Origin of the sequence: Bradyrhizobium sp. LA6.8, assembly GCF_040547935.1 — a bacterium.
GTDB lineage: Bacteria > Pseudomonadota > Alphaproteobacteria > Rhizobiales > Xanthobacteraceae > Bradyrhizobium > Bradyrhizobium barranii.
In genome coordinates this window covers 1,419,212-1,442,047 of sequence record NZ_JBEPQQ010000001.1, presented here as the reverse complement: position 1 = coordinate 1,442,047, position 22,836 = coordinate 1,419,212, and the positions used below count along the sequence as shown (strand labels likewise).

Genomic DNA, 22,836 nt, shown 5'->3' with positions numbered 1-22,836 from the left:
GACATCTCATGAGGACGAGCGATCGCGCCTCGCGCGATGACAATCGTGGGGAAGCGATGTGAGGCAGGCTTCAGCGGATAGCGACGCGCCCGTCGTGATCGTCGGCGGCGGACCGGTCGGGATGGGTCTGGCGATCGGCCTTGGCCAGCGCGGCATCAAGACCATCGTCGTGGAACGCCACGAACAGCCGCAGCCGATCCCCAAGGGACAGAACCTCACGCAGCGGACGATGGAGCATTTCCATTTCTGGGGCGCGGAGGCAGCGCTGCGCGCGGCCCGCACCATTCCTCCCGACTACGGCATTGGCGGAATGACCAGCTACGGGACGCTGCTCAGCGGCTACAATTACAACTGGCTGCAGCGCGAGCTCGTCCGCCCTTTCTATTTCACCGACAACGAACGCCTGCCGCAATACGCGACCGAAGCCGTGCTGCGGCAACGGGCGGCACAGCTTCCCTCCATAGACCTGCAATACGGCTGGACCTGCCGGGATGTCCGGCCTGACGCCGAGGGCGTGGGCCTCGACATCGAAAATCGCGACGGGATGATACAGAGCCTTCGCGCCGACTACGTGATCGGCTGCGATGGCAGCCGATCGATCGTGCGCGAACGCGCCGGCATCACCCAGACCCGCTCCGACCACGACCGGCTGATGGTGCTGCTGGTGTTTCGCTCCGTCGAATTGCATCGACTGCTCGAGGCCTTTCCAGGCAAGTCGTTCTACAGCGTGTTGCATCCGGACCTCGAGGGCTATTGGAAGTTCTTCGGCCGGGTCGATCTCGGCAGCACCTGGTTCTTCCATGCCCCCGTTCCCGCGGACACCACCGCCGACAATTTCGATTTCCGACGCTTGCTGCACGATGCCGCCGGCGCACAATTCGACATCGAGTTCGAGCACATCGGATTCTGGGATCTTCGCTTCACGGTCGCGGACAGCTACCGCGCCGGCCGCGTCTTCGTCGCCGGAGATGCCGCGCACAGCCATCCGCCCTACGGCGGCTATGGCATCAACACCGGCTTCGAGGACGCCGCAAATCTGGCGTGGAAGCTCGCCGCGACGCTGCAAGGCTGGGCGCCAGCTGGTCTGCTCGACAGCTACGATGCCGAGCGGCGTCCGGTGTTTGCGTCCACTGCGCGCGATTTCATCGAGACGCCGATCTTCCGCGACCGCGATTTTCTTCGCCGGCACGATCCGGCGCGCGATCGGGCGGATTTCGAGGCCGCCTGGCACGAGCGGCACTCCGGCGCGCGCGCCGAGGTCAACGCCTTCGAGCCGAATTACGAGGGGTCACCAATCGTCTTTGGTCCGGCCGGCGCTGTCTGCAGCGCGATCGGCTCGCACGCCTATCCGGCGCGCGCAGGTCATCATCTCACCCCGCAACCTCTGTCGTCAGGCAACAACGTGTTCGAGGAATTGGGCGACGGCTTCACCTTGATCGATCTGACGGACGGCGCCGCGGCAACAGCTCTTGAGCAAGCCGCCGCGCGGCTTGGCATCCCGCTGACGGTGATCAGGGACACCGCATCAGGCGGACGCGAGAAATACGAGGCGCAGCTGATCCTGGTGCGGCCCGATCAATTCATTGCCTACGCGGGCGACAGCGCTGATGACGCATCCGATATCCTGATGCGCGCCATCGGCCGATCCTGAGAGAAACGCCTTCGCCGCAGGCCAAAACCCTACGCCGCGCCGTCGTCATCCTCTTCGGCGGCAGCGCGAGCGGCTTCCCTCACCTCCACCAGCGCCATCGAGAGCAGATAGACGGTCGTGGGCAAGCCGACGCGGCGCGCCATCTCCACGGCACGCGACAAATCGCTCGCCAGCTCCTTGAGCTCGTCCCCCCGTGACAATGTCCCACCCCATCCATCCGCCGACCACGGTCGCCTAGACCGCGATGGCGCCGCTGGTTCTGATCAGTTCGGCGCTGGCATGGACTGTAGCAAAATTCCCGATCACATTCACCACCGACTGTTTGTAGACGGCGGCATCGCCCGTGCCCGGCTGCCGGCAGGCGACGGCGTCAGTGACGATCTGGTAGCGATGGCTGCGGTGAAACCCGTCGACGGCGGTAGCCAGGATGGTTTCGTCCAGGGAAAAGCCGACCAGAATGCAGCGTACATTGCGGATATTGGACATGTAGTCCACGAACCGCGCGGAGCTGTAGGCCGACGGCAGCGGGTGCTCGAACGTCATTTCGCCGGGTCGCGGCTTCGCCTCCGCGATCCAATCGGTCAGCCTGGATGCCGGATTGAACCACGCCGCCTGGGCGATGCGCTTCAGATGCATCACCGGCCAGAGATTGGTGCGCCACAGCGTCAGGAGCTCCAGGCAGCGCACGGTGGCGGCTTCGCCGTCGAGGATGACATGGCGACGCCCGGGGGTCAGATATTCGACCTGGAGATCCGCACAGACCAGGATAGGCGGATCATCGGTAATGGAAGCCAGCATTGTCTTGCGCAGAGCTGCACCAATTTCAGTGATCGGCGAGTGCGAGGTCCCGTAGCGGCGAGGTCACCGCCCGCCCCGCGGATGCGTCGAGCACGCCGGGCCGGTCCCAATCGCCCTCGGGGCGAATGATCACATAGGGATCGCTGTCCAGCGTGATGGCGTCCGGCCCCGGCTCGATCTCCAGCAGCATCTCCGTGTAGGAGAAATCCGAGAAGGTGATCTTGCGGTTGTGACCGAGCGGCTTGGCGCCGAAATGAGCCCAGAAATCGACCAGCCGGTCCTGCGCCTGGCCGTAGATCTTGCGAAAGCCCTTGCGCTTCACATAGTCGACGCTCGCCTGGACCAGCTTGAACGAGACGCGCGAGCGCCGATATTGATGACGCACCGCGAGCCGCTCCACCTTGGCGAAATCCCCGAAGAAGCGTACCCGCAGGCAACCCGCAGGCTCGTTGCCGACGTAACCGATGAAGTGCGCTGCGACCATGTCGTTGCCGTCGAACTCCTCGTCGAACGGACAATCCTGCTCGGCGAGATAGACCGCCGCGCGAATGGCGGTGACCAGCATGAGGTCGTTGGGATCGCGCGCGAGGCGAATGGTGATGGCGCGGGAGTCGGGCTTGGCGAGGGGAATCCTAGTGCCGTGCATCTGCAAAACTCCTTGTTTGGATGATCGCGCCCGGCATCCGCATCGGCTGCCGATGCCAGGGCCGCTCGTAACACCAGAGATCGGGCTGGAAGCTCGGGACGGGGTCGAATCCCGTCGCCTTCATGATGTCGCGTCCGGCCACGGTTGACGGCTGCGCATAGCAATCCGCGCCGCGAAACCTTACCTGACGTAGATGAGCCGCGGCCTTGCCGAGACCGGCGATACCGCGGCCCGTCGCCGCGATCGCCCAGATGTAGATCGCTGCAACGTCTTCCTTCGCGGAAGCGAGATAGCGTGTCTCGGGTGCGGTCAGGCAGATCTCGTCGAGCAGCAGCGCATCATGTCCGCGGTCGTTGAGGAACAAGAAGGCCATGCCGCCGACCAGATTGCCCTTGCGACTGAACGTCAGGATGCTCTGAGGATCGAACGTGAAATATCGTGCAAGCTCTGCCGTTCCGATCTGCACACCCGGCACCAGCCGGTGCGCCATGTCGGAAAGCGCAGCAATTTCGGAAGATTGCGCACATCGGACATCGACGTCCGGACTGAGCGGCAATGCATCGAAATCATGCCTTGCGGCAAAGGAGCCCCTTTCCATACTCATGTCACCCCTCTATCGTCCGAGGATTTAGTGCCCCGCTATGACGATGACCTTAGCGGTTGGGGATCTGGCGTATGCAGCAGTTATTGCACCGGGGTGCTGCTTTGATGCAGCACCGTGAAGAAGCCCTGGACGCGTCCTGGGACGATTTGAAACTCTTTTTAGCGTGCGCAAAATATAAAAGTTTCCGCAACGCGGCCGAAGAACTCGGCCTCACCTCCACCACGCTGATGCGCAGGATCGACCGGCTCGAAGAGAGCATCGACTGCAAGCTGTTCCTGCGCGACCAGAGCGGACTGACGCTCAGCGATGAAGGCGCCGCGATGATCGCCGACGTCGCGCATATGGAGCGTCATGCCTTCAACGTCTTCCGGCGTGCCTCGCGATCGTCGAACGACACGTCAGGCACCGTGCGCGTCGCGGTGACGGAAGGCCCCGGCAATTTCTGGATCCTGCCGCGGCTGATCGATTTCCAGAAGACCTATCGCAAGATCACCGTCGATCTGCGCTGCGCGATGGAGCAGGCCGACGTCGCCCGGCTTGAATCCGACATCGCGATCCAGCTCGAGCCGCCGACCAATCCCGACCTGATCGTCGCCAAGCTCGGCCGCCTGCACATCTATCCCTTCGTCTCCAGGGAATACGAGAACCTCTACGGCGTGCCGGCGTCCCTCGCCGAGTTGAAGAACCATCGCATCATCAAGCAGAGCGCGCCGCAGGTCGACGACGGCGCCTACGCCCGCGTGCTTGGACTGAAGTCGCTCGAAGGCATCGTCGGGATCAAGACCAACTCCTCGGTCGGCGTGCTCTATGCGGTGGAGCGCGGCGCCGGCATCGGCTTCCTGCCGACCGTGTCGATCGCGCTCGGCGCACCGCTCGTTGCCGTCGATCTCGGTGTCAGCCACCACGCCGATCTCTGGCTCACCTATCACAAGGAATTCCGCAACTCCGAGCGCCACAAGATCGTGGTCGACTGGCTGAAGAAGATCTTCGATGCCAAGACCTATCCCTGCTTCCGCGACGAGTTCATCCATCCGAATGCGCTGGTGCCAATGATGACGGCCGCGCGCGAGGGCTTTGGGCTAACGGGTTATGTCGCGGCAACGCCGACTTAGACGCAGGGCGCGCTTCGCCCTCACCATCTGTATTCGAAGCCGACCGTGCCTTGGTGTGACGTCAATTCGTTGCGGAACTTGCCGTCATAGTTGATGTAGAGGCGCGCGACGCTGGTGAGGCTGAGCGAGGCCGAAGCGCCGGCATCCATGCCGTAACGGCTCTCCCCGATGCCGGGAACGACGATGCTCTGGGTTCCCAGGCTGACCTGCACCGCTCCCAGGTTCTGGTAGAAATTGTCGACGAACTTGCCGTAGGCCGACAGGTCCAGGATTTTCTGGTCGTAGATGAAGTACCGCCCGATCTCCGCGCCGATCATCACGCGCGCGCGTGAGAGTGCCGTGGAGCCGACGTTCATTGGATCGAGCCCTCCGGCCTCCTGGAACGCAGCGCTGGTGGCGCGCACATATTCGAGCGCGCCCTTGGGCACGATGCGCATCTGGTCCTTGGTCCAGTAGTAGCTGATCTCGGTCAGGCCACCGTCGATCGCGGCACGATAACCCGCGGTCGCAAGACCAACGCCGGTGTCCCTGCTGGAACGGACCTTGCCGAAACCGTGCACCACCGCGAACGCCCAGGTCCACGGTCCCTTGTCGACCGAGCCGTTGAAACCGATTTGCGTCAGGTCGAGCGTCGCCGATTGCAGTGCCAGCGGTACGTCGATGTCGGTATGGCTCTGGTCGACGGAGAAGCCGAGATTGACGCCCGGCGCGACCCGCGCGCCGAAACCGGCGACGCCGCCAAAGGTCTTGCGCTTGTCTCCGACGAAGTCGCCCTGCGCGTCGGTCCGGACCGAGATGCCATAGCCTTCGAACCAGGTGCGGTAGAGCGGATCCTCCGTGCTCGCCGAGGCGCCGCCCCCACCGGGATTGGTGCGCGATGCACGGTTGACGCCGCTAGAGGCCTGGTTGCCGAGCCGCTCCAGGAAATTGGAGCCAAGATTGAGCGCACTGTTGCCGGCCGACTGGTCGTAATTGGTCGCGGTCGGCATGGGGGTCGGTGACGCCGTGGGTGTCGGGGTCGGGGTCGGCGTGGGCGTCGGACTCTGCGCGAAGGCTGATGTCGCAGACATCATCACGACGAGTCCAAGCGCCATGACGAGCGCAGCCGCGATCCGGCGGACACGGCCCAGCCCAACCGTCTGCCGTGTCCCGGAGAGCTGCAAGGCGCAGCGCATGACGACTAATCCCGAAGCAAAGTGGCGGAGCGCAAAAATGCAACACGAACGGCGCGCGCTTGCGGCGATTTGTGCCGAACTGCCACGCAGGGTCAACCGGTTGGCGCGCTGGAGCGGGGCTATTGCCTCGATTGTGGTTCCCTTGCCACAGGTCGCAAATTGCAGAGGGCGACAGCCGCCGCGATCTTGAAAGCCGTGCGCCGCTTGCTAACGCGCGAATTTCATGTTGCAATATTGGACACAATCGGAATTGGCCGCTCGGCTGTGCGTTTCGCGACATTGAGACTCGAACAGACTTCCGGAAGCCCGTTTGTGGCGTGGCACGCGAAACTGCGGCCGCGTCTTTTTTGTATCTAGTGGAGGAGATGAGCGATGCCGCAAAAGGGCACCGTCAAATGGTTCAACCCGACCAAGGGCTATGGGTTCATCAAGCCGAACGGCAGCGATAAGGACGTGTTCGTCCATATCTCGGCCGTCGAGCGTGCCGGACTCTCGACCCTTAATGAGAACCAGGTGGTTGAATACGACCTCGTGGAGAACCGCGGCAAAGCATCCGCGGAGAACCTCAAGGTCTCCTGATTTCTCTCAAAGCTCTCGCGCGAGAGATCATGACGATGCCCCCGGCTCTGCCGGGGGATTTTGTTTGCGAAGACGAAACACGGTGCGACGGCGCTTCAGCGCACCACTGGCGACACCAGGAAGTTCTCCGACGGCCCGCTACCCGCCGTCTTGCACACATCGCCCTCGATCCGGACCTTGCCGGTCGCGAGCAGTCGCAGCGCTTCGGGATAGATGCGGTGCTCCACCTCGAGAATGCGCTCCGACAGCGTAGCGCCCGTGTCGTGGTCGCTGACGGGGACTGCACCCTGCATCACGATCGGGCCGGCATCGGTCTCAGGGATGACGAAGTGCACTGTCGCGCCAGACAGTTTGACGCCGGCGCGCAAAGCCTGACCATGCGGGTCCAAACCAGGGAATGACGGCAGCAGCGACGGATGGATGTTGAGCATCCGCCCGTTCCAGGCCTTGGTGAACTCGGCCGTGAACAGGCGCATGAAGCCGCCGAGACAGATCAGCTCGATGCCGTGCTCATCGAGCGCGGCCTGCAGCAGCCTTTCGAAGCCGGCGCGGTCCTTGCCGAACGGCTTGCTCTCGATCACCAGCGTGTTCACGCCGCTCGCCTTGGCGCGTTCGAGCCCCAGAGCGTCGGCCTTGTTCGAGATGACGAGCGAGATTTCCGCCGGAAAATCCGGTGCAGCAGCGGCCCTGATCAGCGCGGACATGTTGGAGCCGCGGCCGGAGATCAGGATGGCGACGCGCCGCTTCATCACAGCGCCAGTCATCACGGTGCCAGGTCGAGGTGGCCGTTATAGACGACGCGGTGCTCGCCCTCGGCCGGAATCACGGTACCGAGCTGCGCCACCGTCTCACCGGCATCGCTGAAGACCTGGACGACCTGATCGACCTTGTCGGGCTCGACGATCGCGATCATGCCGATGCCGCAGTTGAAGGTGCGCAGCATTTCGAGCTCGGCGATACCGGCTTGGGCGGCCAGCCATTTGAACACCGGCAGCACCGGCAGGCGCGCCAGATCGATGCCGACGCCAAGATGGCTCGGCAGCACGCGCGGAATGTTGTCGGTGAAACCGCCGCCGGTGATGTGGGCAAGCCCCTTCACCGCGCCGGTCTCGCGGATCGCGCGCAGGCAGGATTTGACGTAGAGCCGCGTCGGCGTCAGCAGCGCGCCGCCGAGCGTCATGACCGGCGCGAACGGGGCCGGCGCCTCGAAGCTGAGGCCGGACTGCTCGACGATCTTGCGCACCAGCGAGAAGCCGTTGGAGTGCACGCCGGACGAGGCAAGGCCAATCACGGCATCCCCCGCGGCGATGTCCTTGCGCGGCAACAAGGTACCGCGCTCGGCGGCGCCGACGGCAAAGCCGCCGAGGTCGTAGTCGCCGTCCTTGTAGAGGCCGGGCATCTCGGCGGTCTCGCCCCCGATCAGGGCGCAGCCGGATTCGCGGCAGCCTTCGGCAACACCGGCAACGATCGAGGCGGTCGCCTCCGGGTCGAGCTTGCCGCAGGCGAAATAGTCGAGGAAGAACAACGGCTCGGCGCCCTGTACCACGAGGTCGTTGACGCTCATGGCGACGAGGTCGATGCCGATCCCGCCATGCAGGCCGGTCTCGATCGCGATCTTGACCTTGGTGCCGACCCCGTCGGTGGCGGCAACCAGGACGGGGTCCTTGAAACCGGCCGCCTTGAGGTCGAACAGGCCGCCGAATCCGCCGATCTCGGCGTCGGCGCCGGGCCGCGCGGTGGCGCGCACCATCGGCTTGATCAGATCGACCAGGCGGTTGCCCGCGTCGATATCGACGCCTGAATCGGCGTAAGTGAGGCCGTTTTTGCGGTCGGTCATGCCCGATTTCCAGTGGGTTTGCGGCTGGTTACGTCGAATTCCGGGGACGCGCAATGGCAAGCGTGGCGCCCCGCCCTATACTATGTAGATATCAACCGGTTCAGCCTTCAAACGGGCCGGATTCGAGATCAGGCCGGGTGCCAGGAAGCGCCGCGTGAGTATTCCGAATATCATTACCCTGGGCCGCATCATGCTGGTCCCAATCATCGTCTGGGCCATCGTGTCGAGCCAAATGGAGGTTGCGTTCGCCGTCTTCCTCATTGCCGGCGTGAGCGACGCGGTCGACGGCTTCCTCGCCAAGCGCTTCAACATGACGAGCGAGCTCGGCGCCCTGCTCGATCCGCTCGCGGACAAGGCGCTGCTGGTCTCGATCTATCTGGCACTGGGGATCTGGGGCGACATCCCGCGCTGGATCGTGATCCTGGTGGTGTCGCGCGACATCATGATCGTCGCCGCCGTGATCGTGTCCTGGCTGTTCGACAAGCCGGTCGAGATGAAGCCGTCGAAGGTGTCGAAGCTCAACACCGCCGCCCAGGTGGCCTACGCGGCGCTGGTGCTGGCCTCCCTCGCCTTCGGCTTCAAACCGGCGCCCTATGATATGATCCTGATGGGCCTCGTCACGGTCTTCACGCTCTCTTCCGTGTCGCTCTATCTCGTCGAGTGGCTGCGGCACATGAGCACGATCGAGGCCAAATGAGCCGGGATGCGGCCCCGCAAAAGGCCAACTCCCGCTCGATGACGTCGAATCTCTTCAAACGAAGCCGGCGCGCCGGCACGGAGCATAGCAAGCGTGGCAGGCCGCGTTCATCCCCGACAATTGGCATTCTCGCTTCCGCACGCGGAAAGCCTCAGCCGGGACAATTTTCTCGAAGGCCCCGCCAACGAAGCCGGTCTTGCCCTCATCGATACCTGGCCGGAATGGCCGAACCGGATCATGTGGCTGGCCGGCCCGGAAGGAAGCGGCAAGAGCCATCTCGCGGCGATCTGGGCCGAGGCTTCCGGCGCCCGCTCGACCACAGCCAATGGGCTGACCGCCGAAAACGTCCCGGGCGCGCTCGCCACCGGCGCGCTGGTGGTCGAGGATCTCAAGGCAAAACAGTTCGACGAGCGGGCCCTGTTTCATCTGGTGAACCTCGCCCGCGAGGATGGGGCCTACCTGCTCTTCACCGGCCGCGAGGTACCGGCGTCGATCGAGATCGAGCTGCGCGACCTGCGCTCGCGGCTGCGCGCGGTGCCTGTCATCTCGCTGCTGCCGCCCGACGACCAGCTTTTCCGCGGCCTGATCGTCAAGTTCTGCGCCGACCGCCAGCTCACCGTGGATGAGAGCGTGGTCAGCTACCTCGCCACCCGCCTGGAGCGGTCCTCGGCGGCCGCACGGGAGGCCGTTGAGCTGCTCGACAGCGAGGCCCTGCGCCTCGGTCGCCCCGTCACGCGGGCCCTGGCGGCCGAGCTGCTTCGGGACGCCTGACCCCTCCACCCTGGCTCCAAGGCCGCTTGACGCGGCGCAGCGGCGGAACATCAATGTCATCGAAACGTCATCGGACTAACACATGCTCCCGCCGGTTTTGCGCATAAGTCGCAAATTGAGGCGAACTGGATGGATCGACTTCTGATGGACTCTGCGCAAGCTGTTGAAATTAAAGAAAAAGCCCCGGAGACCGAGGGCCTGCCGGCGATTGCCTCAAGTCCCGAGCGCTTCATCAATCGCGAGCTCTCCTGGCTGCATTTCAACCGCCGCGTCCTCGAGGAAGCGGTCAATCCCAGCCACCCCATGCTGGAGCGGGTGCGATTCCTGTCGATTTCAGCGAATAACCTCGACGAATTCTTCATGGTCCGCGTCGCCGGCATCAAGGCCCAGATCCGCGAGGGCATCGCCGAGCGCAGCCCCGACGGCCTGACGCCGTCCGAGCAGCTCGCGCTGATCAACCGCACCGTCTCGCAGCTTGCCTCTGACCAGCAGGCGATCTGGCGCGACCTGCGCGGCACGCTGGCCGACGTCGGCATCGTGCTGGTCGACGGCAAGGACGTCACCAAGGCGGAACGGACCTGGATCGAGGACTACTTCCTCAACAACGTGTTTCCGCTGTTGACCCCGCTCGCGATCGACCCGGCTCACCCCTTCCCGTTCATTCCGAGCCTCGGCTTCACCATCGCGCTCCAGCTGACGCGCGCCGCCGACGGCAAGCAGATGAACGCGCTGATTCGTATGCCCGGCAAGATCGACCGCTTCATCCGGTTGCCGGCCGAGGGCAAGGTCGTGCGGCTGATCTCGCTCGAGCAGGCGACCGGGCTGTTCATCAACCGCCTGTTCCCCGGCTACAATCTCCACGGCCAGGGCGCCTTCCGCATCATCCGCGACTCCGAGCTCGAAATCGAGGAAGAGGCCGAAGACCTCGTCCGCCTGTTCGAGACCGCTCTGAAGCGCCGCCGCCGCGGGTCGGTGATCCGGCTCGAGATCGACGGCAAGATGCCGGAGGAGCTGCGCAGCTTCGTGCAGCATGCGCTGTCGGCCGCCGACGACGAGGTGTTCCTGGTCGACGGTGTGCTCGCCATGAACGAGCTCTCGCAGCTCACCCGCCTCGACCGGCCCGATCTCGAATTCACCCCTTACGTGCCGCGCCATCCCGAGCGCGTGCGCGAGCATGGCGGCGACATCTTTGCCGCGATCCGGCAGAAGGACCTCGTCGTCCATCATCCCTACGAATCCTTCGACGTGGTCGTGCAGTTCCTGCAGCAGGCCGCCCGCGATCCCGATGTCGTCGCGATCAAGCAGACGCTCTACCGCACCTCCAACAACTCGCCGATCGTGCGCACGCTGGCGGAAGCCGCCGAAGCCGGCAAGTCCGTCACCGCGCTGATCGAATTAAAGGCGCGCTTCGACGAGGAAGCCAACATCCGCTGGGCGCGCGACCTAGAACGTGCCGGCGTGCAGGTCGTCTACGGCTTCCTCGAACTGAAGACGCACGCGAAGCTCTCGATGGTGGTGCGCCGCGAGGGCGGCGGCCTCACCACTTACGTCCACACCGGCACCGGCAATTATCACCCCGTCACCGCACGTATCTACACCGACCTCTCCTACTTCACCTCCGATCCGACCATCGGCCGCGACGCGGCGCGCGTGTTCAACTTCATCACCGGTTATGCCGCGCCGAGCGATCTGGAAAAGATGGCGGTGTCGCCGCTGACGTTGCGCAAGCGCATCATCGAGCACATCCAGGGCGAGACCGCGCATGCGCGGCATGGCCGCCCCGGCGCGGTCTGGATGAAGATGAATGCGCTGGTCGACCCCGACATCATCGACGCGCTCTACGAGGCCTCGCAAGCCGGCGTCCAGGTCGAGCTCGTCGTGCGCGGAATCTGCTGCCTCAGGCCCGGCATTCCAGGCCTGTCGGAGAACATCCGCGTCAAGTCGATCATCGGGCGCTTCCTGGAACACGGACGAATCTACTGCTTCGGCATGGGCCAGGGCCTGCCGAGCGCGAAAGCGGCTGTGTATATCTCCTCGGCCGACATGATGCCACGCAACCTCGACCGCCGCGTCGAGGTGCTGTGTCCGCTGCAAAATCCCACGGTTCATCAGCAGGTTCTCGAACAGATCATGGTCGCGAATCTGAAGGACAATGAGCAGAGCTGGCAATTGTTGCCGGACGGGTCCTCGACGCGTATGAAGACCGCGAAGGGCGAGGAGCCTTTCAACGTCCACAACTACTTCATGACAAATCCGAGTCTATCTGGCCGTGGAAAGTCGCTCAAGGAATCCTCGCCGCGCCGTCTCACGCGCCGTAATGAACGTCATCAATCTTGATCCGGGATCGAGGACGTGAAGCGGCCGCGTAAGCGCGGCTCGAGCGTCGCGGTCATCGATATCGGGTCCAACTCGGTCCGTCTCGTCGTCTACGAGGGACTGACGCGGAGCCTCATTCCGATCTTCAACGAGAAGACGCTGTGCGGCCTCGGGCGCGAGGTGCAGAGCACGGGCCTGCTTGCTCCCGATGCCGTCGACAAGGCGCTGACCTCGCTGAAGCGGTTCCGGGCCCTGTGCCGCGTCATGCAGGTCGGTCGCGTGTTTGCGATTGCGACTGCAGCCTGCCGCGATGCCTCCAACGGCCCCGACTTCATCGCGAAAGCCGAGCGCATCTGCGCCGTAAAGATCGAGATTCTGTCGGGCCCGCGCGAGGCACGGTTGTCGGCGCTCGGCGTGATCTCCGGCATCCATCATCCCGACGGCATCGTCGGCGATCTCGGCGGCGGCTCGCTCGAGCTGATCGATGTGCGCAAGAACAGCGTGCGCAGCGGCGTGACGCTGCCGCTCGGCGGCCTCGCGCTCCAGGACCTCGCGCACAAATCGCTCAAGCGCGCCGACCGCATCGTGCGCGAGGAGCTCGACGAGGTGCCGCAGCTCACCGCCGGCCGCGGCCGCACCTTCTACGCCGTCGGCGGCACCTGGCGCGCGCTCGCGCGCATCCACATCATCCAGAGCGGCTATCCGCTCCAGGTGATGCACGGCTACTCCATTTCCGCAGCTGAAGCGCTCGACTTTTCGCGTCGTCTCCGCCGGCTTGCGGCCGCCGACATGCTGGCCGACATCGAGATCGTCGCGGATGCCAGGCGCCCGCTCCTCACCTATGCGGCGCTGGTGCTCGAGCACATCATCCGCGTGGCGAAACCCAAGTCCATCGTGTTCTCGACCTTCGGCGTGCGCGAGGGCCTCTTGCACGAGAAGCTGTCGGAATCCGAGCGCAACAAGGACGGGCTGTTCTGCGCCGCGGAAGAGCTCAATCAGCTGCTGTCGCGTTCCGCAAAGCACGCCCGCGAGCTGATCGCCTGGACCGACCGCCTCGCGCGCGTGGTGAAGCTGCGCGAGACCGAGGAGGACCGCCGCTTGCGCCACACCGCGTGCCTGCTCTCCGACATCGGCTGGCGCGTGCATCCCGACCATCGCGGCGAGCAGACGCTGAGCCTCGTCGTCAACGGCAATTTCGGCGCAATCACCCACACTGAGCGCGCCTTCGTCGGCCTGTCCGTGTTCTACCGCTATGCGGGCCTGAGCGAGGAGAACCAGCCGCCGGTGACCATGCAGGAGCTGCTGACACCGGCCCAGCTCGAACGCGCCCGTCTGCTGGGCGCGGCGTTCCGCGTCGCCCATCTGATCTCGGCAGCACGCCCGGGTGTGCTGCCGGCCACGCATTTCCGCAGCCAGGGCCGCAATCTGATGCTGGTGTTCGAGCACCGGCTCGTCGACCTCGTCGCCGACCGCGTCGGCAGCCGCTTCCGTGCCCTCGCCCGCCTGATCGGCCGCTCCGGCTCGATCGTGCGGCGCTAGACTCGCCAGCCGGTCCTGATCCTCCCTGGACGCTTCTTGAGCCACATGATCGCGCCGCTGATGAACAGGGCGAGAGGTGCGAAGCCGGCTGTGAACACCAACAGGCGCCCGATCAGCCCGAACGTCGCGCCGTTATGGATCCAGAGCTGTTCGGCCAGATAGCGATCCCCCATCGACATCGCGGCCGAGGTGCGATCGTGTACCACTGCGCCACTCCATGGATCGAGCCAGATCGCCCCCCGAGCACGTACCGCGGGATCAGCACCCGCGGCCCGGAACTGCACCCGCCACGTGTTGCGCGTTTCGGTGGGCGGGCTCAGCATGGCAACCGCCATGCCCGGCTTGGCCGCTTGCGCGCTCCGCATGATCGCATCGGGTGATAGCGGCGGTGTCCCCGTGGGGGGCGGCGCTTCGATCCGCGGCGACGGATCGGCTGTCGGTTGCGACATAAGGCCAACGATGGGGCGCACCACGTCGGGAAAGATGATCCCGACGCCGGTCATCGAGATCACCGTGAGCGCGAGCAGCGCCCAAAAGCCGGCCGTGCCATGGACGTCGAAAACAAATCGAAGCAGCGAAACGTCCTTCCGGACCGACACCGATCGCCAGAATCGACCCGGCCTCGGCCACCACAAAATGAGGCCTGACATGGCCAGGCCGAGCAGCATGAACCCGGCAACGCCGACCAGCTCTCTGCCCCACCACTCATAGAGCAGCAGCGTGTAGTGCAGACGATAAACCTTGAGGGAGAACGCGTTGACGTAGTCACGCCGCCCGAGCACCTTCCCGTTCGAAGGATCGACCATGGTCGTCCAGCGATTCGGGTAGCGGCCTTTCGCAGTTTCATGCGCATGTATCACGACCCAGACCGGCCAGGTCCGATCCGGCGCGAGGATCGTGGCAATCGGCGCGGGATCCGCTGCCGCGGCCGCGCGCATCACCTCGCTCAACGTAGCCTCTCGTTCCCGACCGGCGGGAGTGTAAAGCGCCGGGTTCAGGGCGGCGTCGATTTCCCGATAGAAGACGATGAAGCTACCCGTGAGGCCGATCAGCACCACGACGATGCCGCCGAGCAATCCGAGCCATCGATGAGCCCACAGCAGCCCGCGCCGTGCGCGTCCGGTGAGGTTCGGGGCCGGCAACATCGCCGTTGCACGCGTCAAAGCCGACCCGCCTCAGAAATCCGTCGACATCGACAATAGCAGGGTTCGCGGTACACCTTGCGACAATGCGGAGAAGCTCGCCACGCCAGCCCAGTAATTGGTATCGAACACGTTCTGAACCAGGGCCCGAAGCGTCACCGGCCGGTTGTTGATCCGCGTGTTGTAGCGGGCACCCAGGTCGAGCCTCGTCCAGGCCGGAACGACCTGCGTGTTCGCCGCATCCAGATATTGGTGTCCCGTATAGATGGTGTTGGCGACCAGCGTCAGTCCGGGGGCAAACGGGGTGTCCCATTCGGCGGACAGGTTTGCCTGCACCTGAGGCACACCGATCGGGGTCTTGCCCAGATTGGTTGGCGTGCTTGTCTTTGTCAGCTCCGCATCGATCAACGTCACGCCGCCAAGGACTCGTATGCCCGGCTGCACCTCTCCGAATACGGTGAACTCCAGGCCGCGATTGCGCTGTTCGGCGTCGGCCCGGAAGATCTTGTCGACACCCAATTGTCCCGACGGCTTGGTGATCTGGAACACGCTGATCGTGGTGGCCAGCATTCCGAAGTCGACCTTGACGCCTGCCTCGTGCTGCTTGCTGAAGTAAGGCGCAAGAACTTCCCCCTGATTGCTCGCGGTCGTCGGTGCGACGTCGCCCTTGCTGAGCCCTTCGATGTAGTTGGTGTAGAGCGAAACGTTGCTCCAGGGCTTGACGACGAGGCCGACCATCGGCGTGAGCGCCGTCTGGTCATAGGAGGACGTGACCGCTCCCGTGGTGGTATTGAAGTTGTTGGACTTCACCCCCTGCTGGCGCACGCCGACGGTCAGCTGAAGGCGCTCCTGAAAAACCGACAAAGTGTCAGCCAGCGCCAAGCCGGTCAATTCGGTATCCGAAAGCTTCGGAACAGTCGCGGGAGCAGCAACGAGCTGCTCAGGACGGGCAATCGGCGCATAGATGTTGGACAGAACCGGCGTCCCGGACACAGAGCCCCGTGAGATCTGATCCGTGTAGTAGCTGCCCTGGAAACTCACGGCGTGACTGATCGCGCCAGTTTCAAACCGGGCGCGCACACCGGCGTCGGCGACATTCCTGTCGATATCGAATTTGAAGCGTCCCGGTGTCGACGTGGTGTTGCCGGCCGCGTTCAGGATCGTCGGCGTACCAAACAGACGATCGACCTGGGTCCTGCCGCCGCCGCCGTCGGCGAACACCGTCACGGAATCCGTCACATCGTATTCGGCGCGCGCCAGCAGCGAGTTGTCATGAACCTTGGCCCATTCCCAGGCCTGCGTGACATTGCGCCTCCCGACCGGCGCGGTCGGGACAGCTACGCCTGTTGCGACCAGAAACGGTCTCGTGGGCGCGTCGAACTTTTCTTCCTGATCGATGAAGTCGAGCGAAGCTCTGAATTTCTCACCGCGATAATCGAACGCCGCGGCGCCGACATGCGCCTCCCGGTTCTGGTTGTCCAGCGGCGTATCACCATTGTGATAGCTGCCATTGACGCGAATTCCGAATTCGCGGTTCTCGCCGAACCGTCGGCTGACGTCGAGATGCGTGCCGAACTGGCTGTTCGTCGCATAGTCGGTGGTAACCCGTGTGAGATCGACATCAGAGGCACGCTTCGGGACGATATTGATGGTGCCCCCGACGCTGCTGTTCGGGGCCATCCCGTAAAGTAGCGCGGTCGGGCCCTTGATGATCTCGATCCGTTCGACGTAGTCGGTGAAGACACGGTAGTTTGGTGCAACACCGTAGACACCGTTGAAGGCAATTTCTCCGACATTCCCCTCGCCGATCGGAAAGCCGCGGATGAAGAAGGAGTCGAGAATGCCGCCGGTCTGGCCGGTGAAACGGACCGAAGGGTCGTTGCTGACGACGTCGGCTATCGTGCTGGCCTGCTGATCTTCGATCTTCTTCGCCGTGTAACTGGTGATGTTGAACGGCGTGTCCATGAAATCCTTGTTGCCCAGCAAGCCGATCTGGCCTCCGCGGGCGACCTGCCCACCTGGGTAGGAGGGCGGGAGTGCGCCGGGCCTTGCGGTAGCGGGCTTCGCTTCCGCCTGCATCCTGGCCCGCTCATTCGCGGGCGCGCTTTGACGGCCCGCCCTTCGACTTGGGTTCAAACGCGGGCGTGCACGCTGCTTCGGCACGTCGGCGGTGACGGTCACCGCCGGCAAGGCCGTCGCCGTCTCCGGCGCAGCGCCTTGCGCGCTGGTGCGGTGAAGGAAGCCGTCGCCGAACAAGGCGATGGAGACCAGAGAAGCCGCGAAGGCCGTCGGTCTGGAGAACTTCGAATGGGATTTGACGGTAGCGGCAAGAATAGCAACAGGGCGGCAGGTGGCTCTCGAAGGCATCTCTCAACAGCTTCCGGTTTGACAGGAATAAATACCGGAGCGACGTGCCGCGGCATGAGCCGCCAAGTCAATAAAAACGCCTTTATTTTCAGTAGTTTATAATAAGTCAAAGTCTAAATCGCGCAGAGGTTGAGAGCGCTGTGGGTCATCCCACGAACTGCCCGGCCGCGCTGTGTGCGTGACCGCCTGACGCGCGAGTCCGCCATGAGGCGGCAAGCTCGCCGGCGTGCGGAGCTATGATGGCCGGTTCAGCGGGACGGCGACTGCCGGAACCCTGTCGGAATGATCGTGCGCAAGACCTCTCCCCGCCGGGAAGAGGCAAGCAAAACCAGATCATGCCGTAGAGATTACTCCGCCGAGGCCTTGGCGTGGCGCTCTGAGGACTCCAGCGCGGCCGCGCTCAGGCTGCGCCGGCGCCAGATGCTGCCGACGACCAGCACGACGACGACGCCGAGAGCGGCGCAGAGATATTCGCCGCCTCCGCCGCCATGGGCGAATTGGGGCGGGATGCGAAGTGCGCCGAGCATGCTGTCCAGCGAGGCACCGAGCGGGCCGTCGAACAGCGTGTGCAGCTTCGGCGCGATGCCGGGATCGGTCGCGATCACCTCGCCCGAGATCCAGCCGAGCAGTGCTGCACCCGCCCAGACCAGGACCGGCAGCTTTGCGAGCAGCGCCATGATCAGGGCCGCACCGGCGACGATCAGCGGCACGCTGATGGCAAGGCCGAGGATCAGCAGCGGCACGCTGCCATTGGCGGCGGCGGCCACCGCAATGACGTTGTCGAGACTCATGACGATGTCGGCGACGACGACGATCTGCACCGCCTGCCACAGATGCGAGGCGGACTCGACGCCCTCCTCGTCCTCGTTCTCCGGCACCAGGAGCTTCGCCGCGATCACGATCAGCGCGAGACCGCCGACGAGCTTGAGATACGGCAGCTCCATCAAGCTCGCGACGATGCCGGTGAAGATGATCCGCAGCAGCACGGCTGCGCCGGCGCCGAAGATCATGCCCCACAGCCGGTGCCGCGGCTTGAGTCCGCGGCAGGCGAGCGCAATCACGAGCGCGTTGTCGCCGGAGAGCAGGATGTTGATCCAGATGATCTTGCCGACCGCAATCCAGAAGGTCGGTTCGGCCATCTCGTTGCGAAACTGGGTGAAGAATGCCCCGATCGTAGCGGGATCGAAGACCTGCCAGAGCCAGTTCACAATACGTCCTTTCGCCCCGTCGATATTAACCTATCGGCTGATCAGCCGACGATCTCGTTGCCCGAGAAAAACTGCGCGATTTCGATCGCGGCGGTCTCCGGCGCATCCGAGCCGTGAGCGGAATTCTCGCCGATCGACTTTGCGTAGAGCTTGCGGATGGTGCCGTCGGCGGCCTTGGACGGATCGGTCGCGCCCATCGCATCGCGGTACTTGGCAATGGCGCCCTCGGCTTCCAGCACCTGGACCACCACGGGGCCCGAGGTCATGAACTCGACGAGCTCGCCGAAGAACGGGCGCGCCTTGTGCACGGCATAGAAGGTCTCGGCCTGTTCCTTGGTCATGCGGATGCGCTTCTGTGCGACGATGCGCAGGCCCGCCTTCTCGATCACGGCGTTGACCGCACCGGTCAGGTTACGCGCGGTCGCATCGGGCTTGATGATCGAGAAAGTGCGTTCGATGGCCATAATCTTGTCCTTGAGAAGAAAGCGGTGGTTCGGAGTTGCCGGGCTTATATCGGCGCCTTTGCCGGACGGCAAGCGACCGCCAAAACCGCCCCCGGACGCTTCGCCGCAGGCTGCCCCGCCGGATCTAGTCATGGATTACCGAGATTTCCCCCAGATGAACCCAATCTGAAGGCTCCGTTCAGGGCTTGGTTCAGCCTCGCTGGCGTAAGGTTGGGCCTATCGAAACCAAAGCCTGATCATCAGGCGGATCGTTTCGGCGGCCTTTCCATCGACGCGATAGCCCCGCGCCGGCAGTCTTTAGGAGATCACCATGTTGAGGAAACTTTCGCTTGCCGCTGTCGCCGCGGTTGCGCTGGGTGCCGCGCTGGCGCCGACCTCCGCCTCCGCTCACTGGCATGGCGGCTGGGGCTGGCACGGCGGCGGCGGTGGCTGGCATCACGGCTGGGGTGGACCGCGCTTCTATGCCGGCGGCCCCGTCTCCTACGGCTATGGCGGCTGCTACGTGCGCCGGCTGGTCCCGACCCCCTGGGGACCCCGCTGGCGGCTGATCAACCGCTGCTACTGAGCCCGACAGCACCTTCCTGAGGTACCTAGGCCCCCCAGGTACCTTCCAAGCGAAGCCCCGGCGTTCCCCTGCGCCGGGGCTTCGTATTTGGGCGGCTATTGCCCCGCTTCATGCAATTTTTACTAGAGAGCCGGGCAATCTCCGCGAGCGGCGAAACCATTTGGGGGCCCAAGGACTTGTTACCGTGTCATCACTTTGAGAACACGGAACCCCACAATGGCTGGCCTTTTTGCCAATGACAGCGAACAGATCGACCGGCGCACCAGCCGCTCGATTTGCGATGCGGTGGGCGAACGGCTTCAGCAGAGCCTGCGCCCCGAACCACGGCTCCCGACGCATCTCGAACAGCTCCTCGACGAGTTGAAGCAGCGCGACCGCGATTCGCACTGACGTGAGGCTCACGCAAAAACGGGTTGCGTTCGACGCGCCTTGCGGTGACAAGGCCGCATGCTTGCTATCACCGACCTCTCCATCCGCCTTGCCGGACGCCTTCTGATTGACCAGAGTTCCGTGCAGATCACGCCCGGCGCGCGCGTCGGCATGGTCGGGCGCAACGGCACCGGCAAGTCGACCCTGTTCAAGGTGATCCGCGGCGAGCTGGCGGCCGAGCACGGCACGGTCACCCTGCCGCCACGCTGGCGCGTCGGCAGCCTGGCGCAGGAAGCCCCGAACGGCCCCGAAAGCCTGATCTCCGTCGTGCTCAAGGCCGACCTCGAACGCGACGCGCTGCTTCACGAAGCGGAGAGCGCGACCGACCCGCACCGGATCGCCGAGATCCAGACCCGGCTGGTCGACATCGACGCCCATTCGGCGCCGAGCCGCGCGGCCGCGATCCTCTCCGGCCTCGGCTTCTCCGCCACCGACCAGCTCCGCCCTTGCGCCGAATTCTCCGGCGGCTGGCGCATGCGCGTCGCGCTCGCAGCCACGCTGTTCGCCGCGCCTGACCTCCTGCTGCTCGACGAGCCCACCAACTATCTCGACCTCGAAGGCACGCTGTGGCTCGAGGATCACCTTGCGCATTATCCGCGCACGGTGATCGTGATCAGCCATGACCGCGACCTGCTGGAAAGCTCGGTCGACCAGATCCTGCATCTGGAGCGCGGCAAGCTCACGCTCTACAAAGGCACCTATTCCTCCTTCGAGGAGCAACGGGCCATGCGCGAGCTGCTCGATGCCAAAGCGGTCAAGCGCCAGGAAGCCGAACGCGCCCGTCTGCAGGCCTTCGTCGACCGCTTCAAGGCGAAAGCCTCGAAAGCCCGCCAGGCGCAATCTCGTGTAAAAATGCTGGAGCGGCTGAAGCCGATCACGGCGCTGGTCACCCAGGACGTGCGCGAAATCAGCTTTCCCGCGCCGGAGAAAATCCTGTCGCCGCCGATCATCGCCGCCGACAACGTCGTGGTCGGCTACGATCCGAACACGCCCGTGCTTAACCGCGTCACCTTGCGCGTCGACAATGACGACCGCATCGCGCTCCTTGGTTCCAACGGCAACGGCAAGTCGACGCTGGTGAAACTGCTCGCGGGCCGCCTCGCACCGTTCTCGGGCAAGGTGACGCGTGCCGACAAGCTCTCGATTGCCTATTTCGCCCAGCACCAGCTCGACGAATTGAACGAGGATGCCTCGACCTACGACCACGTCCGCAAGCTTATGGGTGAAGCGCCCGAGGCCAAGGTGCGCGCACGCGCCGGCGCCATCGGATTCTCCGGCAAGGCGGCCGATACCAAGGTCGGGAAATTGTCCGGCGGCGAGAAGGCGCGCTTGCTGCTGGGGCTGGCGACCTTCTTCGGCCCCAACATGATCATTCTGGACGAGCCGACCAACCATCTCGACATCGACAGCCGCGCTGCGCTTGCGGAGGCGATCAACGAATTCCCCGGCGCCGTCATCATGGTTTCGCACGACCGCTATCTGATTGAGTCCTGCGCCGACCAACTCTGGATCGTCGCCGACCGGACCGTGACCAATTACGACGGCGACCTCGACGAGTACCGCCGCCTGGTGCTGTCGGCGCGCAATGGCGAGCCCACCCCGCGCGAGCGTAGCGCCGCGAGCGAGAAGCCGCAGCGCCCGAGATCGGACAATCGCGGCTCGCTGAAGAAGCGCATCGCGGAAGCCGAGAGCGAGATCGCCCGCGTCAGCGAGATCATCACCAAGATCGACACCGCGCTCGCCCTGCCCGACATCTTCACCCGGGATCCCAAGCAGGCCGCGCAGCTGTCGAAGGCGCGCGCCAACGCCGCCGACGCGCTGGCGCGTGCGGAGGAACAGTGGCTGGAGGCGAGCACGCAGTTCGACGAGGCAGCGGGCTAGACTCAAAATCTGAAAAACAACCCCATGCACAGTACGGGTAATAAATTACCTGCATGCAAGCCGCTGAGCAGTTGGCCCTTTGCTCAATCGGCATACTGCCCCGCCGCCTTGATGATCGGCGCCCAGCGGTCGACTTCGCTGGTCAGCATCGCCCCGAGCGCCTCCGGCGTCGCCTTGTCCTGCGGGACCGGCTCGGTGTTGATGTCGTTGAACCGGGCGATCAATGTGGGATCCCTCAGCGCGGCCTGGAGCGCCGCCGTCAGCTTCTGAACGACCGCGGGCGGCGTGCCCTTAGGGGCATAGAGGCCATGCCAGACGCCGAGCTCGAACCCCTTGAGGCCGGCCTCGTCGGCGGTCGGCAGATCGGACAGGCTCTTCAGCCGCTCCTTGGTGGTGACCGCGTAGGCCTTGACCTGCTTGGCCGTGATCGGCCCGGTCGTGTTCGTCGCCTGGTCGCAGGTGAGATCGATCTGCTTGCCGAGCAGATCGTTCATGATCGGCCCATTGCCCTTGTAGGGCACCGTGGTGAGCTGCTTCTGGATCGCCGTCATGAACAGCATGCCGCACAGATGCGATGCCGCACCTAACCCGGCATTGGCGTAAGTCAGCTTGTCGCCCTGCTGCTGGGCGTAGGCGACCAGTTCCTTGAGCGTGTCGGCCGGGAAGTCCGGACGCGCGATGATGGTCATCGGCGCATTGGTCACGAGCCCGATCGGCGCAAAGGCCGTCTTCGTGTCGTAGCTCAGGTTGCGATACAGCGTGGCCGCGGTCGAAATGCCGACATGATGGACCAGCAGCGTGTAGCCGTCCGGCTGGGCGCGCGCGGCGCGCGTCGTGCCGATCGTGCCGCCAGCGCCGGTCGCGTTCTCGACGATCATCTGCTGCCCGAGGGATTTCGCCATGCTTGCTGCGGTCAGGCGCGCGATGGTGTCCGTCGGTCCACCCGCGGCGTACGGCACCAGCACGGTGATGGGCCTGGACGGATAGTCCTGGGCGACCGCCGCGCCGAGCGACAGAAGCAGAGCCGACACGATCGTGATGAAACGCATGTTCCC

Annotated in this window: 22 protein-coding genes; 10 read left to right on the top strand and 12 right to left on the bottom strand. The window is 64.4% G+C overall.

Annotated features, from left to right (window positions below; all coding sequences use genetic code 11):
• The first annotated feature begins 58 nt into the window (after positions 1 to 58).
• Positions 59 to 1,651: an FAD-dependent monooxygenase gene (locus ABIA90_RS06600; RefSeq protein ID WP_354122127.1), complete on the top strand. Its 1,593-nt coding sequence runs from the start codon at positions 59 to 61 to the stop codon at positions 1,649 to 1,651.
• A gap of 29 nt (positions 1,652 to 1,680) precedes the next feature.
• Here ABIA90_RS06600 and ABIA90_RS06595 read toward each other — a convergent pair whose 3' ends face one another.
• Genes ABIA90_RS06595 through ABIA90_RS06580 form a run of 4 tightly spaced genes read right to left on the bottom strand, consistent with a single transcriptional unit; the run spans position 1,681 to position 3,699 of the window.
• Positions 1,681 to 1,851, bottom strand: coding sequence for a hypothetical protein (locus ABIA90_RS06595; RefSeq protein WP_354122128.1), 171 nt, complete (start codon positions 1,849 to 1,851; stop codon positions 1,681 to 1,683).
• A 34-nt stretch (positions 1,852 to 1,885) separates the two neighbouring features.
• Positions 1,886 to 2,449 carry an isochorismatase family protein gene (locus tag ABIA90_RS06590; protein ID WP_354122129.1) on the bottom strand — a complete coding sequence of 188 codons (564 nt, stop codon included), beginning with the start codon at positions 2,447 to 2,449 and terminating at the stop codon, positions 1,886 to 1,888.
• Positions 2,450 to 2,474: 25 nt separating this feature from the next.
• On the bottom strand, positions 2,475 to 3,095 hold the full coding sequence (locus ABIA90_RS06585) for a GNAT family N-acetyltransferase (protein WP_063983664.1): 621 nt from the start codon (positions 3,093 to 3,095) through the stop codon (positions 2,475 to 2,477).
• Complete coding sequence (locus tag ABIA90_RS06580) at positions 3,082 to 3,699, bottom strand: hypothetical protein (protein WP_063983665.1); 618 nt, start codon at positions 3,697 to 3,699, stop codon at positions 3,082 to 3,084. The genes ABIA90_RS06585 and ABIA90_RS06580 overlap by 14 nt, the downstream gene beginning before the upstream one ends.
• 71 nt (positions 3,700 to 3,770) lie before the next feature.
• Between ABIA90_RS06580 and ABIA90_RS06575 the strand changes: the two genes are divergently transcribed.
• Complete coding sequence (locus ABIA90_RS06575) at positions 3,771 to 4,811, top strand: LysR family transcriptional regulator (RefSeq protein WP_071914600.1); 1,041 nt, start codon at positions 3,771 to 3,773, stop codon at positions 4,809 to 4,811.
• 20 nt (positions 4,812 to 4,831) lie between these two features.
• Here the strand turns inward: ABIA90_RS06575 and ABIA90_RS06570 are convergent, their stop codons facing one another.
• On the bottom strand, positions 4,832 to 5,986 hold the full coding sequence (locus tag ABIA90_RS06570) for an autotransporter outer membrane beta-barrel domain-containing protein (protein ID WP_247311332.1): 1,155 nt from the start codon (positions 5,984 to 5,986) through the stop codon (positions 4,832 to 4,834).
• 372 nt (positions 5,987 to 6,358) lie between these two features.
• Here ABIA90_RS06570 and ABIA90_RS06565 point away from each other — a divergent pair, with 372 nt between their 5' ends.
• Positions 6,359 to 6,565, top strand: a complete 207-nt coding sequence (locus tag ABIA90_RS06565) for a cold-shock protein (protein WP_007591938.1) — start codon at positions 6,359 to 6,361, stop codon at positions 6,563 to 6,565.
• 95 nt (positions 6,566 to 6,660) lie between these two features.
• Here ABIA90_RS06565 and purN read toward each other — a convergent pair whose 3' ends face one another.
• Positions 6,661 to 7,314: a phosphoribosylglycinamide formyltransferase gene (purN, locus tag ABIA90_RS06560; protein ID WP_354122147.1), complete on the bottom strand. Its 654-nt coding sequence runs from the start codon at positions 7,312 to 7,314 to the stop codon at positions 6,661 to 6,663.
• Between the two features lie 14 nt (positions 7,315 to 7,328).
• Positions 7,329 to 8,402, bottom strand: coding sequence for a phosphoribosylformylglycinamidine cyclo-ligase (gene purM, locus ABIA90_RS06555; protein ID WP_071914604.1), 1,074 nt, complete (start codon positions 8,400 to 8,402; stop codon positions 7,329 to 7,331).
• Between the two features lie 154 nt (positions 8,403 to 8,556).
• Between purM and ABIA90_RS06550 the strand changes: the two genes are divergently transcribed.
• The 4 genes from ABIA90_RS06550 (at position 8,557) to ppx (ending at position 13,725) form a co-directional block, all read left to right on the top strand.
• The gene (locus tag ABIA90_RS06550; protein WP_063983669.1) at positions 8,557 to 9,099 is read left to right on the top strand and encodes a CDP-alcohol phosphatidyltransferase family protein; all 543 of its coding nucleotides are present in this window, start codon (positions 8,557 to 8,559) and stop codon (positions 9,097 to 9,099) included.
• A gap of 93 nt (positions 9,100 to 9,192) precedes the next feature.
• Entirely contained in the window at positions 9,193 to 9,870 is a 678-nt protein-coding gene (locus ABIA90_RS06545; RefSeq protein WP_354122130.1) for a P-loop NTPase family protein, read from the top strand.
• Positions 9,871 to 10,014: 144 nt separating this feature from the next.
• The gene (locus ABIA90_RS06540; protein ID WP_063983670.1) at positions 10,015 to 12,207 is read left to right on the top strand and encodes an RNA degradosome polyphosphate kinase; all 2,193 of its coding nucleotides are present in this window, start codon (positions 10,015 to 10,017) and stop codon (positions 12,205 to 12,207) included.
• A 15-nt stretch (positions 12,208 to 12,222) separates the two neighbouring features.
• Positions 12,223 to 13,725 carry an exopolyphosphatase gene (ppx, locus tag ABIA90_RS06535; RefSeq protein ID WP_354122131.1) on the top strand — a complete coding sequence of 501 codons (1,503 nt, stop codon included), beginning with the start codon at positions 12,223 to 12,225 and terminating at the stop codon, positions 13,723 to 13,725.
• Here ppx and ABIA90_RS06530 read toward each other — a convergent pair.
• The 4 genes from ABIA90_RS06530 to ndk form a co-directional block, all read right to left on the bottom strand.
• Entirely contained in the window at positions 13,722 to 14,888 is a 1,167-nt protein-coding gene (locus ABIA90_RS06530) for a PepSY-associated TM helix domain-containing protein (RefSeq protein WP_354122132.1), read from the bottom strand. The two genes, ppx and ABIA90_RS06530, sit on opposite strands and share 4 nt — an antisense overlap.
• 12 nt (positions 14,889 to 14,900) lie before the next feature.
• Positions 14,901 to 16,946: a TonB-dependent receptor gene (locus ABIA90_RS06525; protein WP_502916690.1), complete on the bottom strand. Its 2,046-nt coding sequence runs from the start codon at positions 16,944 to 16,946 to the stop codon at positions 14,901 to 14,903.
• Positions 16,947 to 17,581: 635 nt separating this feature from the next.
• Positions 17,582 to 18,442: a TerC family protein gene (locus tag ABIA90_RS06520; protein ID WP_135215298.1), complete on the bottom strand. Its 861-nt coding sequence runs from the start codon at positions 18,440 to 18,442 to the stop codon at positions 17,582 to 17,584.
• 41 nt (positions 18,443 to 18,483) lie between these two features.
• Positions 18,484 to 18,906 (bottom strand): nucleoside-diphosphate kinase, encoded by a 423-nt coding sequence (gene ndk / locus ABIA90_RS06515; protein WP_027535388.1) that lies wholly within the window; start codon positions 18,904 to 18,906, stop codon positions 18,484 to 18,486.
• Between the two features lie 310 nt (positions 18,907 to 19,216).
• Here ndk and ABIA90_RS06510 point away from each other — a divergent pair, with 310 nt between their 5' ends.
• From ABIA90_RS06510 to ABIA90_RS06500, 3 genes are all read left to right on the top strand, one after another.
• Positions 19,217 to 19,471, top strand: a complete 255-nt coding sequence (locus tag ABIA90_RS06510; protein ID WP_014495771.1) for a hypothetical protein — start codon at positions 19,217 to 19,219, stop codon at positions 19,469 to 19,471.
• Between the two features lie 216 nt (positions 19,472 to 19,687).
• The gene (locus ABIA90_RS06505; RefSeq protein WP_166096073.1) at positions 19,688 to 19,861 is read left to right on the top strand and encodes a hypothetical protein; all 174 of its coding nucleotides are present in this window, start codon (positions 19,688 to 19,690) and stop codon (positions 19,859 to 19,861) included.
• 57 nt (positions 19,862 to 19,918) lie between these two features.
• A complete protein-coding gene (locus ABIA90_RS06500; RefSeq protein ID WP_354122134.1) occupies positions 19,919 to 21,781 on the top strand; it encodes an ABC-F family ATP-binding cassette domain-containing protein in 1,863 nt (620 codons plus the stop codon).
• Positions 21,782 to 21,864: 83 nt separating this feature from the next.
• Here ABIA90_RS06500 and ABIA90_RS06495 read toward each other — a convergent pair whose 3' ends face one another.
• Positions 21,865 to 22,830: a tripartite tricarboxylate transporter substrate-binding protein gene (locus tag ABIA90_RS06495; protein ID WP_354122135.1), complete on the bottom strand. Its 966-nt coding sequence runs from the start codon at positions 22,828 to 22,830 to the stop codon at positions 21,865 to 21,867.
• Between the last annotated feature and the right edge of the window lie 6 nt (positions 22,831 to 22,836).

Coding starts and splice junctions, on each gene's coding strand:
- ABIA90_RS06590 (WP_354122129.1), bottom strand. CDS start 2,449: ATGCTGGCTTCCATTACCGATGATCCGCCTATCCTGGTCTGTGCGGAT.
- ABIA90_RS06585 (WP_063983664.1), bottom strand. CDS start 3,095: ATGCACGGCACTAGGATTCCCCTCGCCAAGCCCGACTCCCGCGCCATC.
- ABIA90_RS06580 (WP_063983665.1), bottom strand. CDS start 3,699: ATGAGTATGGAAAGGGGCTCCTTTGCCGCAAGGCATGATTTCGATGCA.
- ABIA90_RS06575 (WP_071914600.1), top strand. CDS start 3,771: ATGCAGCAGTTATTGCACCGGGGTGCTGCTTTGATGCAGCACCGTGAA.
- ABIA90_RS06570 (WP_247311332.1), bottom strand. CDS start 5,986: ATGCGCTGCGCCTTGCAGCTCTCCGGGACACGGCAGACGGTTGGGCTG.
- ABIA90_RS06565 (WP_007591938.1), top strand. CDS start 6,359: ATGCCGCAAAAGGGCACCGTCAAATGGTTCAACCCGACCAAGGGCTAT.
- purN (WP_354122147.1), bottom strand. CDS start 7,314: ATGAAGCGGCGCGTCGCCATCCTGATCTCCGGCCGCGGCTCCAACATG.
- purM (WP_071914604.1), bottom strand. CDS start 8,402: ATGACCGACCGCAAAAACGGCCTCACTTACGCCGATTCAGGCGTCGAT.
- ABIA90_RS06540 (WP_063983670.1), top strand. CDS start 10,015: ATGGACTCTGCGCAAGCTGTTGAAATTAAAGAAAAAGCCCCGGAGACC.
- ABIA90_RS06525 (WP_502916690.1), bottom strand. CDS start 16,946: ATGCAGGCGGAAGCGAAGCCCGCTACCGCAAGGCCCGGCGCACTCCCG.
- ndk (WP_027535388.1), bottom strand. CDS start 18,906: ATGGCCATCGAACGCACTTTCTCGATCATCAAGCCCGATGCGACCGCG.
- ABIA90_RS06510 (WP_014495771.1), top strand. CDS start 19,217: ATGTTGAGGAAACTTTCGCTTGCCGCTGTCGCCGCGGTTGCGCTGGGT.
- ABIA90_RS06505 (WP_166096073.1), top strand. CDS start 19,688: ATGGCTGGCCTTTTTGCCAATGACAGCGAACAGATCGACCGGCGCACC.
- ABIA90_RS06500 (WP_354122134.1), top strand. CDS start 19,919: ATGCTTGCTATCACCGACCTCTCCATCCGCCTTGCCGGACGCCTTCTG.
- ABIA90_RS06495 (WP_354122135.1), bottom strand. CDS start 22,830: ATGCGTTTCATCACGATCGTGTCGGCTCTGCTTCTGTCGCTCGGCGCG.